At 66.4% G+C, this 12,978-nt stretch carries 8 protein-coding genes; 4 read left to right on the plus strand and 4 right to left on the minus strand.

The window, feature by feature from the left end; genetic code table 11:
- Positions 1-48: 48 nt before the first annotated feature.
- Positions 49-747 carry a PadR family transcriptional regulator gene (locus tag D4765_RS11505; RefSeq protein ID WP_136642446.1) on the minus strand — a complete coding sequence of 233 codons (699 nt, stop codon included), beginning with the start codon at positions 745-747 and terminating at the stop codon, positions 49-51.
- On the minus strand, positions 744-1,622 hold the full coding sequence (locus D4765_RS11510; RefSeq protein WP_237280398.1) for a DUF4097 family beta strand repeat-containing protein: 879 nt from the start codon (positions 1,620-1,622) through the stop codon (positions 744-746). Before D4765_RS11510 ends, D4765_RS11505 begins: the two co-directional genes overlap by 4 nt.
- 332 nt (positions 1,623-1,954) lie before the next feature.
- Here D4765_RS11510 and D4765_RS11515 point away from each other — a divergent pair, with 332 nt between their 5' ends.
- From D4765_RS11515 to D4765_RS11530, 4 genes are all read left to right on the plus strand, one after another.
- Complete coding sequence (locus tag D4765_RS11515; protein ID WP_136642448.1) at positions 1,955-3,295, plus strand: LPXTG cell wall anchor domain-containing protein; 1,341 nt, start codon at positions 1,955-1,957, stop codon at positions 3,293-3,295.
- A 45-nt stretch (positions 3,296-3,340) separates the two neighbouring features.
- Positions 3,341-4,270: a ferritin-like domain-containing protein gene (locus D4765_RS11520; protein ID WP_136642449.1), complete on the plus strand. Its 930-nt coding sequence runs from the start codon at positions 3,341-3,343 to the stop codon at positions 4,268-4,270.
- 105 nt (positions 4,271-4,375) lie between these two features.
- Complete coding sequence (locus D4765_RS11525; RefSeq protein WP_136642450.1) at positions 4,376-5,428, plus strand: ATP-dependent DNA ligase; 1,053 nt, start codon at positions 4,376-4,378, stop codon at positions 5,426-5,428.
- 49 nt (positions 5,429-5,477) lie between these two features.
- Positions 5,478-6,749 (plus strand): acyltransferase family protein, encoded by a 1,272-nt coding sequence (locus D4765_RS11530; protein ID WP_136642451.1) that lies wholly within the window; start codon positions 5,478-5,480, stop codon positions 6,747-6,749.
- 16 nt (positions 6,750-6,765) lie between these two features.
- Here the strand turns inward: D4765_RS11530 and ligD are convergent, their stop codons facing one another.
- Both ligD and D4765_RS11540 read right to left on the minus strand, forming a co-directional pair.
- Positions 6,766-7,797: a non-homologous end-joining DNA ligase gene (gene ligD / locus D4765_RS11535; RefSeq protein WP_136642452.1), complete on the minus strand. Its 1,032-nt coding sequence runs from the start codon at positions 7,795-7,797 to the stop codon at positions 6,766-6,768.
- Between the two features lie 195 nt (positions 7,798-7,992).
- Positions 7,993-12,597, minus strand: coding sequence for an ExeM/NucH family extracellular endonuclease (locus D4765_RS11540; protein ID WP_136642453.1), 4,605 nt, complete (start codon positions 12,595-12,597; stop codon positions 7,993-7,995).
- Between the last annotated feature and the right edge of the window lie 381 nt (positions 12,598-12,978).

Genomic DNA, 12,978 nt, shown 5'->3' on the forward strand with positions numbered 1-12,978 from the left:
ACACACAGACGCACCTTTTCACACGACTGCGCTCGAGACGGGGCGGGCTCAGCCGCCCAGGTTCGAGCGCAGTGTGGCGCGGGCGTGCCGCAGGTCTTCGGTGAAGGCGCGCACGGCCTCGGCGGAGACGGAACCGGTGGCCGCGTGGGTGCGCAGGTCGGTGCGCACCGCGGAACGGAATGCAGTGAGCGCGACTTCTGCCTCTCGCACCGCGTCACCGCTGGCGCTGCGCCGCTGCTCGGCAGTGGGTGCTGCTGCGGGGGTGCCGGTCGCCGCCGGCGCAGCCTCTTCGCCTGAGCTTGTATCGGTCTGACCCTCGGTCGACTCCGTGTTGCCCGTGGTGTGGCCACTCCGGGGGTCTGCGGAGTCGCGCGCAGCCGACGCAAGGTCGGCCCGCAGGCTCTTCATGGCCGCCGTGACGCCGGCACGAACGCCGTCGGCGAGCAGGCGCACCGAATCGGTGACGCTGTCTTCGATCGAATCGAGTTCGGCCCGGCGAGCAGCGAGCTCGGCGCGCCCTGCATCAGTGATGACGTACGTGGTCTTGCGGCCGTCAGACGACTTGGTGACCAAGCCTTCTTCTTCGAGCTTCGACAGCCGCGGGTAGATGGTGCCGGCGCTCGGGCTGTAGGTGCCGCCGAAGCGTTCGCTCAGCGACTGCATCAGTTCGTAGCCGTGAAACGGATGCTCGCTCAGCAGATTCAGGATGTACAGCCGAAGGTGTCCGTGGCCGAAGACGGGGTTCACGCGGAGGCCTCCGATTCGGCAGGCGCGGTGCTTTCGGCAGGCGCGGCGTTCTCGGCGGGAACGTCAGACGCTGCGGCGCCGCCAGAGTCGGCCTGGGCATCCGCACGCCTGATGGTGGTGATGTCACCCGACACCGAATTGGCGCGCACCTCGACGAATCGGCCGTCGAGCGAGCCGGTCGTGAAGTTGTTGCCGCGGCCGCGGGTGGAACGAAATGTCGAGCCGTCGAGGTTCAGTACGCCCGAAACCGTGTTGACGTTGAAGCGAGCGCCGAAGCCGGGGTCGAGCCGCACCGTGAAGTCACCCGACACGGTGTTGTTGGTCAGCACATCTACCTCACCGTCGAGGTCGAGAAAGACCGCGGCCGAAACACCATCGGCCGAGAACGTGGGAACCGTTCCGCTCACCGTGATGTCGCCGGTCACTGTGCGCGCCGCCACTGAACCCCTGTGCCCGCTCACCGACAGCTCGCCGTTCACCGAGTTGAGTTCGAGCGAACCCGTCATCGAGTCGACCACGACATCGCCCGACACCGTGCTGATGCGGGCGTCGGTGGTGAGACCCGAGACCAGTGCTGAGGCAGACACGACACCCATCTTCACCGCAACGTCACGCGGAACGAGGAGGCTGATGTCAGCCTGGGCCGAGCCGCGGAAGGAGGCGAAGACGTCGATGAAGTTGTCCCATCGCAACTGCGGATGATCGATTTCGAGCTGATCACCCGTGATCGACACCTTGAGGTCTTTGCCTGAAACGCCGTGTACCTCCACACGCGCACCCGGCTCATCGTGGCCGATGATGTCGATCTTGCCCGCGATGAGGCTGATCTTCACCGAGCGCACGAGTTCGAGATCGATGATTTTGGGCCCGTTCACGAGCCATTTCTCCAGCGCCATGCCGATTCCTCTCGATGCCCGCGCCGCCTGTTGCATGTCGCACGGTGCCGTTCGCGATATATCGCGTCTGACACTGATGACGTTACGCTCGCGCGATGCTCTCTGTCAAGCTATATCGCGTTTGAGTAGGGCCACAAGCTGCTCACAAGCCAGACAGTGGTGCAACATCGGGCGCAGCATAGCGCATACCGACAGAAGCTTGGCTGCAGAAAAAACACGTGACATGTGAATACGCTGTGCGCTACATTCATCTCGATGCCGCCGTCGCAGGGGGCGCTTCTTCCTTTGTCGCTTACAAACCAGGAGCCCCCATGCGAGGTAATTCCCTACCCCAGCGCGCCACAACACGCGCCAGAGCACGAACGGTCGGCCAGCGATTGGCGATCTTCGGCACGGCAGCAGCCGTCGTCGTCGCTCCCGCGCTCGCACTGGCACCGGCCGCTTTTGCGGCAGACCCGTTCGTCGTCACGTCGCCGACCAACGGCCAGATCAACGTCGCCATCAGTGGCTCGACCGTCACCTTCACTGGCACCGGCCTTGCCGACGGCGACACCGTGCAGGTGTTGTACGCCGCCGCCGGCAGCGCGACCCTCGACACCCCGGCGGTCAACTCGGGCACCATGGCCGGCGACAACCCCGGCGACTGGAGTGCGAACGCAAACTTCGAGAAGTACGCGCCCAACGTCAGCACAATCAATGTGATCGTCGAAGAGGTCACTGACAACGACGCGGCAACGGTGGTCGCATCCGTGCCACTGACCTTCACCACCAAGACCGCGCCGGTCACCGTCGTGCCAGCCTTCACGGTCACCTCCCCCACGGTTGGCGAGACCGTCACCACCTCCACCCCCACCTTCAAGGGCACCGGCACACCGGGCAGCCTCGTCGAGATCGACTACAACGGCCGCGGCGGTAAAGACGCGGTTGCCGGAACCGGCACCATCGATGCGCTGGGCACGTTCTCGATCGTCACCGATTTCAGCCAGCTGGAGCCCGGTGCAGGAACCGCCACCTCTGACGGCGTCAACACCGGAGTTCGGGTGCTCGTGTTCAACACCGACGCCCAGGGCAAGCCGATTCCCGGTGCTGGTCGCCAGGCCGTGGTGTTCTTCTTCGCGACCGCACCGGTACCGCTGATTCCGTTGAGCATCGTGCTCAATCCGAGCACTGAGACGGTCAGCCAGAGCGCTGCTGCCGGTGTGAGCGTTGCCGCAACCGGTTTCAACACGTCAGAAGAAGTGACCGTCGCGGTCACCGACCCGTCGGGTGCCCCCGTCGTGCTCGGCGGAACCCGTGCCGACCACCTCTTCGCCAGTGACACCGACGGCAGCTACACCGACACCCTGGTACTGGCCGCGAATGCCCCCACCGGCGTCTACTCGGTCGTTCTGACGGGTGCGCTCACCGGCCGTACGATCACGGGCACCTTCACTGCGACGGCTGACCCGGTGGCAACTCCCACCCCCACCGCCACGGCTCCTGCTGTGTCGACCGGTTCGAACAGCAGCTCGACCGGCACCGGCACATCGACTGGCACCGGCACCCTCGCCAACACCGGTCTTGACGGTATTGGTATCGGCTCGCTCGCCGGCGTGCTCCTCCTTGTGGGTGGCGGCCTTGTGTTGGCTCGTCGTCGCAAAGCAACCATCTAGTCACCTCGCACGTTCACCTGCAACGAAAATACTCTGGAGCTGAAAATGTTCGACGAATCATTCATCAAAAACGCCATCGCCCGAAGCGCTGAGACCAAACTCGACCGGCGCAAGCTGCTGGCGGCTGCCGGTATCGGCGGACTCGGACTCGGGGCCTCGCTTCTGGCCCCCACGGCGGCCAACGCGGCTGCGTCAACCGGCATCAGCGACGGCACCATCTTGAACTTCGCGCTGAACCTCGAATACCTCGAGGCCGAGTTCTACCTGCGCGCCGTGACCGGTTCGGGCCTGCCGAACAGCCTCACCGGCGGCAAGGGCACTCTCGGCGGCGTCAGCGGCGGCCGCGCCGTCGACTTCAAGATTCCGGCCGTGGCCGCCTACGCCAAGGAGATCGCTGCCGATGAGAAGGCTCACGTCGCCTTTCTTCGCGGTGCGCTCGGCTCAGCTGCTGTCGCCCGCCCCGCGATCGACATCAACGCTGCATTCACGGCTGCGGCAACCGCTGCCGGCGTGATCACCGCAGGCCAGACGTTCGACCCGTACGCAAGCGACATCAACTTTCTGATCGGCGCATTCGTCTTCGAAGACGTCGGAGTCACGGCATACAAGGGTGCGGCACCGCTCATCACCAACGCGACGTACCTCGAAGCCGCGGCCGGCATCCTCTCGGTCGAGGCCTACCACGCCGGCATCATCCGCACCTCGCTCTACAACCAGGGCGTCGACGTTCAGGGCATCGTGAACAAGATCTCGGCCGCTCGCGACAGCCTCGATGGCCCCACGAGCGACGACCAGGGCATCACTGTGAACGGTGTTGCGAACCTGGTGCCGACCGACAAGAACGGCATCACGTACAGCCGCACGCCCGGCCAGGTTCTCAACATCGTCTACCTGAACTCGGCATCGGTCAACAAGGGCGGGTTCTTCCCGGCCGGGCTGAACGGCGACCTCACCACGAGTGCGGCGTCGAACTAGGGCTCACAACCAACTGATCGAAAGGCCCTCGCCTCACGGCGGGGGCCTTTCCTCTGCCTGGTCACACCCCTGTTGCGCCGCGTTCTGCTGCGGCATGATCGATGCATGATGCCCTCCGCTGCCGACCCCATCGCCCCCATGCTCGCCAAAGCCGTCGACGCCGTGCCCGAGCAGGGCGGCAAGCTGGGCGCCCTCAACTACGAACCGAAGTGGGACGGGTTCAGGGCCATCGTCTACTTCGACGGCGAGACGGTCGAGATCGGCAGTCGCGGGTCGAAGATGCTCACCCGGTACTTTCCCGAACTCGTCGAGGCCTTCACCCGGCTGCTGCCGGGGCCGTGCGTGCTCGACGGCGAGATCGTGGTGCGCTCGGGCGAACAGGGGCACGAGAAGCTCGACTGGGAGGCGTTGTCGCAGCGCATCCATCCTGCTGCGAGCCGGGTCGCGACGCTCTCGGTGGCGACTCCGGCGATGTTCGTGGCGTTCGACCTGCTCGGCGCGGGTGACGAGAGCTACCTCGAGCGACCGTTCGGCGAGCGCCGGGCCGCACTCGACGAGCTGGTGGGTGGGCTCGGGCATCCGGTGCACCTCAGCCAGACCACCACCGACCCGGCACTCGCTGCCCGCTGGCTGGTCGAATTCGAGGGCGCGGGCCTTGACGGCGTGGTGGCGAAGCCGCTCGCCGCAGCGTACGCGCCCAACAAGCGGGTGATGCTCAAAGTGAAGCACCACCGAACCGCCGACGTGGTGGTGCTGGGCTACCGGATGCACACCAGCGGTACTGGCGTCGGCTCACTGCTGCTCGGGCTGTACACCGCCGACGGCGCCCTGGCGAACGTGGGCGGAATCTCGGCATTCACCGACGTGCGCCGCCGCGAGCTCATCGACGAGCTCGCGCCACTCGTCACGCGCGATGCGAAGGGCGACCCGGTGCGCGGCGCGACCGAGCGCAGCCGCTTCTCCGGCAGCAAAGACGTGTCGTTCGTGCGACTCGACCCGACGCTCGTGGTGGAGGTGCGCTACGACCAGTTGGAAGGGCAGCGATTTCGGCACACGGCCCAGTTCGACCGCTGGCGGCCCGACCGCGACGCCCGCTCGTGCACCTTCGAGCAGCTCGAGCGCCCGGTGAGCTACGACCTCAACGAGGTGCTGGCCTGAGCGCGAGTTCCTTTCTCTGACAGTTGCTCACTGACGATAAGATCGGCGCATGAGTTCTGCCACAACGACGACGTCGTCGATCGACCTCTCGAAGCGCGACCTGACGCTCGACATCGCGCGGGTGTTCTGCGTTCTGTTGGTGGTCGTCATCCATCTGCTCATGGTGGGTGTGGGCTTCGGCCCGGGTGGCGACCTGATCGTGTCGCGCCCCCTCGAAGACCAGGCGTGGTTCGCGCCGGTCACGTGGGCCGGCCAGATCATGCCGCTCTTCTTCGTGGTGGGCGGGTTCGCGAGCCTCACGGCGTGGCGCAGCTTGCAGCGGCGCGGCGGCACTGCCGCCGACTACGTGCGCACCCGGGTGCTGCGGCTGGCCCAGCCGGCGTTGCCGCTGTTCCTCTTCTATGTGGTGGTGATCGCCGGCGCCCGCGCCATCGGCATCGACCCGCAGCTGCTCGACGTGGTCGTTGTCGGCGCCGGCCTGCCGCTCTGGTTTCTCGCCGCCTACACGCTCTGCCAGGCACTCGTACCCACGATGGCGGGCCTGCACGCCCGCGCACCGGGGCGCACACTCGTGGTACTGCTCGCCGGCGCCGTGCTGGTGGATGCCCTGCGGTACACCCTGCACGCCGACGGAGTCGGCCTGGTCAACCTCGTGTTCGTCTGGCTGCTGGTTCAGCAGCTGGGCTTCTGGTACGCCGACGGGTGGTTCAGGGCGCGCCGCGCCTGGCAGTTGATCGCTATTGCAGCGCTCAGCTACGCGGCACTCGTTCCGCTCACGCAGCTCGGCCCGTACAGCACCGACATGCTCACGAACCTGAACCCGCCCACGCTGCCACTGGTTCTGCTCGCGCTGGGGCAGGCGTGCATCCTGTGCCTGATTCGCCCGGCACTCGCGGCGCTCATGAACACGCACGCTGCCCGCGCCTTCGTGTTCGTGATCGGGTCGCGGTTGATGACCATCTACCTGTGGCACCTGCCGCTGATCATCGCACTGTCGGGGGTGACGCTGCTCATCCCGGGTGCCAGCCCGCCGCCAGGCAGCACGGCGTGGTGGTGGTCGCGGCCCGTGTTCTTCGTCATCGTGATGCTGGCGCTCATCGGGCTGTCGTTCATCGTGGGGCGGTGGGAGGTACCACGCGAGGTGGGGGCACGGCCGCCCGGCACCGTGGTGGCGCTGGCCGCCGCGCTGACGTTCGTGCCGGCGTTCGGCGTCATGCAGTGGTCACTCGACCTGCCGTTCGCGGTACTCGGGGCCGTGTTCTTCGGGGCGGCAGTGCTGATGCTCGGCCGCTGGCCGGGCCGGGTGAGGGCGGCGTTGTAAGCCCCAGAGGGGCGGGTCAGGCGGGCGACGCGGGCTTCTTCGCGCGGCTCGGCTGCACGCGGGGCGGCTCGCCGGGCATCTTCGGGAAGTCGGGCGGGAAGGGCAGCTCGCCGAGACCGGCGTCGAGGTCGCGCTGCCACCAGCCGAGCAACACGTCGAGGGTGCCGGGGTGCGCGTGCATGTCGGCCCAGGGGTCGCCGAGCATCCGGAGCCGTTCGGGAACAGTTCGAATGGTGAACGCGGTGGGGTCGGCGCTCTCGAGTTCGGTCCAGTCGAGCGGCGTCGACACGGCAGCATTCGGCAGGGCGCGCGGGCTGTACGCGCCGGCCATGGTGCGGTCGCGGTTGGCTTGGTTGAAGTCGACGAAGATGCGGGTGCCGCGCTCCTCTTTCCACCACGCCGTGGTCACCCGGTCGGGCATGCGCCGCTCGAGTTCGCGGGCCGCCGCGATGACCGCGTGCCGCACCTCGAGAAACTCGTGCGTGGGCGCGATGGGCGCGAACACGTGCAGCCCGCGGTTTCCGGATGTCTTCACGAACGCCTCGAGACCGGCCTCGGCGAGCACCTTCCGCAGTTCGATCGCGGGCCCGACGGCATCGCCGAAGTCGGTTCCCGGCTGGGGGTCGAGGTCGATGCGCAACTGGTCGGGAAAGTCGCTGGTCTCGGCCCGCGACGCCCACGGATGAAACACCACAGTGTTCATCTGCACCGCCCACACCGCGGCGGCGGGCTCGTCGATGACGAGCTGCGGATGCGTGCGCGCACTCGGGTAGACAACCATCACCGAGCGCACAAAATCTGGCGCCCCCTTGGGCGGGTTCTTCGAGAAGAACTGTTCGCCGTCGATGCCCTCGGGGAAGCGTTGCAGCGAAACCGGACGATCGCCGTTCGCCCGAACAAAGGCCTCCCCCACGTCGATGATGTATCGCGCGAGGTCGAGCTTGGTGAGGCCGAGGTCGGACCAGAGCACGCGGCTCGGGCTCGAGAGCCGTACCGAACGCTCGCCGTCGGGGCCGTCGACGGTGAGAACGGTTGCTTCGCTTGCCACGGCGGCTGCCTCATCTCAGGTTGGTCTTCGATCGGAACGTTTGGGGTCTGCATTGGCGTCTGACGACCCATCCTAGGCAGAGCCCCTTCGTGCGTCTACGGCTTGCCGAGACGCGCGAAGCGCCGACCCCCGAGAAGGAGGCCGGCGCTTCGCTGGTGCCGCAAGCGGCGGGGTGCTACCGGAGGCGGTCAGCCCCTACTCGGAGTCGACGCTCTCGGTAGCGCTCCGCCGACGGCGAGCGAGAACCAGGCCCGCGCCCGCGAGCAACAGCAGCGCGCTCAGCAGCAGGGCCGGAAGCGCCGCGTTACCCGTGTTCGCCAGATCGGAACCCGAACCAGACCCGGGGGTGCCCGCGCCGGGAAGTGCCGCACCCGGCTGCCCGGGCGCCGGCGTCTCGGGCGTGGTCGGCGTGGTCGGGTCGGGCGTCACCACGGCACCGACCGTGATCGGCACCCGCACGGTGGTTCCCGACTCGGCCGCGACGATCACGAGGGTCGCATCGGCCGGCACGTCGCTCGGCACGGCGAAGGCTACCGTCGAGACGCCGCCGGAGACCGGCGAGACCACCGGCGCGGCAGCACTCCCCTCGAACGACGCGCTCACAGAGGTGTTCAGCGGGCTGCCGAGCGAGGTCAGGTCGAGCTTCGAGAGGGTGAGCGCTGCGGTCGTTCCCGCGGCCAGGGCCGAGGTGGGAACGTCGGTCACTGACACACCGCGGCGGTCGAACGCCGGTGAGACCGGGCTCTGGGTGGTGAGGTAGTTGATCCACGCATCACGGTCGATGAGGCCCGAGTCACGGGTGTTCGCACCGGCGGTGAACTCTCGAAAGTTGTCGCCGCCCTGCAGCAGGAAGCTGAACGAACCGATGCGATACCCCTTCGCGGGGTCGATCGGCACGCCGCCGACGGTGATTCCCGTGATGTGGTCTCCCTGGGCCCGCGCGGCGTCGTAGGTGTAGTCGACGTTGTTGCTGAGACCCAGCGCCAGGTACGGCCGCGAAGGTACCGCACCCGCCGCGTCGGTCTGCCACTGCTGCTCGAGAATCGTCTTGAACTGGGCGCCTGTGAGCGTCGTCGTCCAGAGGTTGTTCACGAACGGCAGCACCGCATTGGCCTCGGCGTAGGTGACCACGCCGTTGCCCTCGCCCACCGGAGATGAGGCGTAGAGCAGGTCGCTGCGGAGCCCGCCCGGGTTGACCACGCCGATCTCGGCGCCGCCGAAGGTGGGGTCGCTGAGGCTCGACACGAGTGAATCGGCCACGAGGTTGCCGAGCGTCGATTCGGAGCCCCGGTCATCCCGAGTCGTACCGTTCGTGTACGCGGTGGTGATGTCAGCCGTGATGGTGCCGATGGGCTGGTTGCCGATGACCGCGGCCTTCGTCAGCGCCGCATCGACGATGCTCTTCACCTCGGCGACCCGCGGGTAGGCAGCGACGAGATCGGCATCGGCCGTGGTCACTCGCGGCACGTTCTTCGCCGTGTACGTCACCACCGCGTCACTGGTCTTGTCGACACTCAGGATGATCTGGCCGATGTTCTCGCCGTAGCTGCCGGTCTGCAGCACGGGGCGGGTCGCGGCGGCCGAACCGGGCACCGCCGCATCCCATGCGTACTGCTTGTGGGTGTGGCCCGTGAAGATGGCGGCCACGTCGGGAGTCGTCTGGGTGACGATCTTTGCAAAAGCGGTGTCGGTAAGCGCCAGCTCTTGTGCCAGCGTCGCTCCGTCGGGCGTACCCGCAGAAGCACCCTCGTGGTACTCGGCGATGAAGACGTCGGCCGCGTCAGCTGCTTTCAGCTGGGTGACGACACGGTTCACCGCGTCGACGGGGTCACCGAAGTCGAGCGTCGAGATGCCGCCAGGCGACACCAGGGTGGGGGTCTCTTCGGTGACGGCACCGATGACGGCAACACGCACGCCGTTCACGGTGAACACCTTGTACTGCTGCAGTGCGGGGGTCGTGGTTCCTTTCAGGTACACGTTCGCACCGAGGTAGTCCCAGTCGGCCGCGTCGGTGACGCGCCCGGTCAGGTCGGCGAAGCCCTGGTCGAATTCGTGGTTGCCCACGGCCGAGGCCGTGAGCCCCAGGGTGTTCAGCACGTCGATGGTCGGCTGGTCTTTCTGCGACGACGAGGCGAACAGCGAGGCACCGATGTTGTCGCCGTCAGAGAGGAACAGCGTACTGGCGTCGCCCTGCTCTGCCTTCAGCTTCTCTATCGTGCCCGCGAACTTCACCGTATTGCTGTCGATGCGCCCGTGAAAGTCGTTGATGTTCAGCAGGTTGATGTCGACCACGTTCGAACCCGTGAGGTTCAGGCCCACCAGAAGCGGGTCGTGGTCGCTCGAGCGGTACGCGTTCGGCTGGTAGAAGTCGGTTGCGTTGTAGTTGAAACGGCTGTACTCGAGGGCGATCGATTCGACAGAGTTGATGTTCCACACGTCGACGCCGGTCACCGCGGCGGTGGCGGCGCTTGACGCGAAGATGTGGTCGAGTGAGCCCGTGGCCCCATCGAACGCATACGTCTGCTTGCCGGTGGTGCTGCCGAGGTCGGTGTAGCCGGCCTCGGTCAGAACCGCGATCGGGTCTTCTTTCAGGTAGGCATTGAAATCACCGTCGAGAAGTACACGGTCGATTCCGGTTGAGGCCTTCAGGGTGTCGGCAAAGCCGACGAGCGCCGTCGCCTGCTTCACGCGTGAGGCGTTGGATGCCCCCTGCCCATCACCCGTATCGGCATCGGCCCCCGTGCCAGAGCCCTTCGACTTGAAGTGGTTCACGACGGCGAGAAAACGTGACTCGTCTGCGCCGGAGACGAGCGTGAACGCCTGCGCGAGCGGCTGGCGCGCGTTGGCGAACGCCGGGTCGTCGAGGATCACCGACGACCCGACGGTCGACACGACCGCGGGCTTGTAGATGAACGCTGTGCGAATGACGTCTTCGCTCGCGGGCACGGCGGCCGGCGAAGCGACGAACGCCCAGGTGCCCGCACCGGCGGCGCTGTTCAGCGCTGCGGTGAGCGTCGACAGAGCGGCGTCACGGTTCTCACCGAAACGAGCCGAGTTCTCGATCTCCTCGAGCGAGACGACATCGGCACCCAGAGCGTTGATCGCCGAGACGATCTTGGCCTGCTGGCGAGCGAGGTCGTCGGCGTTCGCGGCGCCTCGCGCGTCGCATCCACTGTTCACCGTGGTGGGGTTGCCATCACGGTCGGTGTAATAGGTGCAGCCTGTCAGCGAATCGCCCGTAGTAGTGAAGTAGTTCAGCACGTTGAACGACGCCATGGTCACGTCTCCGCCTACGTCGGCGGGCGAAGCGGTGCGGGTGTTCGTGAAGGTCGCGGGCTGAACCGTGGCCTGATTCGCGGCGGTGAGTTGCTCAGTGGGCTGAAGGTTCCAGGTGCCGAACCGGTAGTCGAGCACAACCGGTGCCGTGAAGTTCACCCCGGCGCCGATGCGAACCGGGTTCGTCACCGACAGGTACGGCAGGGAAAGCGACTTGTTGGCGGCCGAGTTGAAGTTGAGGCTTGCTCCGTCGTCGAGCGTGATACTGCGGGCGAGGTTCGAGGCGACGAGAGCGGTGTACTCGGCACTGCCGGGAGCCACGACCGCGGTGGGCGTCTCGAGCGGCGACGTGCCGCCGACGAGCACAACCGAACCGTAGTAGTTCGTGTCGTAGTTGTCGGTGATCGTGTAGTCGCCTGCCGGTGCGATGAGCATGCCCTCGAGCGACTCACGCTGGGCGGCGTCTGTCGGTACGGCGACGGCCGCGGGGGTGGGAGCCGTGACGGTGTCGCTCAGAACGCTGAGTCCGCCCGCAGCGACGTTCAGCTCGGTGAGGCCGGAGAACTCGGCGACAGTGCCGGTCACCTCGACGAACGAGCCCACGGCGGCGGCAGCCACGGTCGCTGAGGAGAACACGAAGAGCCCGTCAGAACGGGTGTGCGTCGACAGGTCGACGGCTCCCCCGGTGCCCGGAGTCTGAATGTAGTAGCCGTTGAACCCGCCGGTGGGGTAGCTGGCCGTCACGACGCCGCGCGCGGTGACCGTCTGGCCGACGAGCGGGCTGGTGTCGGTGCTGCCCTGAATGTCGGCGATCGCGACGGGCACGCCCGGTACCACCGGGGGCACAGGGTCGGGGTCTGGAACGCCAGTCGTGCCGCCGTCGGAGGCCGCGTTCTGCGGGGTGGGCGCGCCGTCCGTGAAGTCGGCTCTGTTGTTGTCGGTGTCGACACCGTTCGTGCGGGCGATCGAGGTGGTCACGGATGCCGCAACCGATGCCTGGCCCTCGAAGGTGTTCGACGTACCGTAGCCGAGCACGTCGACCACAGCCGCGTCTGCCGCGACGGCGCCGGTGGCCGGTGTCGGCAACGCGGTGGTCTGGGCTGCGAGAAAGAGGGTTCCGCCACCGCCGGCGAACGACACTCCGAACGTGGCATCGGGCGCGGGAAGCGCCTGGCCGTTGGCCGCATTCGCTGTGCCACCGATGAGGTAGTGCCCCTTCGCCGCGATGCTGCCCGTCAGCGGGAGAACACCGGTGGGGTTCGCAGTGCCCGTCGCCGAACGATATTGCAGCGACATCGTCGAGAGATCGACAGCCGCGCCGGTGGGGTTGTAGAGCTCGACGAACTTGTTGAGGTAGCTCGCTCCTGAACTGCCGCCATTGAGGTACGCCTCACTGATGACAACGCGTGTTGCAGAGGTGTTCGCTGTGGCCGGGGCCACAACGAACGGTGCCACCACGACAGTGGAGGCCGCAAGAAGCGAAACGAACGCGAGTCGGGCTCGTTTTCGGAGGGTCTGGTGCATGAAAGAGATCTCCTCGAGTGCGATGGGTCGACGCGCCACCTGCGCACCAACGACACCAAGCCTGCAAAAGTTATGTGAAGCGCAGGTTACGAAATGAGATTTCTCGAACATTTTGCTCCCGAACGGGGGGTAATGAACTTTATGTACGCAAACTAAAAGCCCAGATCAAACCTGATTCTGGAGCAATTTTGCCCGCCTTGATAACGATTTGGTCTCAATGAGAACTTTCACAGACTACGAGGCGCGGCGGACTCAGTGTTTCGTCGGTATAACGAATGCGTTTCTCCCCCGAACGAGTCGTTCGAGAACGCACAAGGGTGCGTTATATTGGCGACATACTCGGTTGCCCCGGACCTCGGCCACCTCCGCTTTCATCGCACA

Origin of the sequence: Subtercola vilae, from assembly GCF_004923255.1 — a bacterium.
GTDB classification, from domain to species: Bacteria; Actinomycetota; Actinomycetes; order Actinomycetales; family Microbacteriaceae; genus Subtercola; species Subtercola vilae.

Coding starts and splice junctions, on each gene's coding strand:
- D4765_RS11515 (WP_136642448.1), top strand. CDS start 1,955: ATGCGAGGTAATTCCCTACCCCAGCGCGCCACAACACGCGCCAGAGCA.
- D4765_RS11520 (WP_136642449.1), top strand. CDS start 3,341: ATGTTCGACGAATCATTCATCAAAAACGCCATCGCCCGAAGCGCTGAG.
- D4765_RS11525 (WP_136642450.1), top strand. CDS start 4,376: ATGATGCCCTCCGCTGCCGACCCCATCGCCCCCATGCTCGCCAAAGCC.
- D4765_RS11530 (WP_136642451.1), top strand. CDS start 5,478: ATGAGTTCTGCCACAACGACGACGTCGTCGATCGACCTCTCGAAGCGC.
- D4765_RS11540 (WP_136642453.1), bottom strand. CDS start 12,597: ATGCACCAGACCCTCCGAAAACGAGCCCGACTCGCGTTCGTTTCGCTT.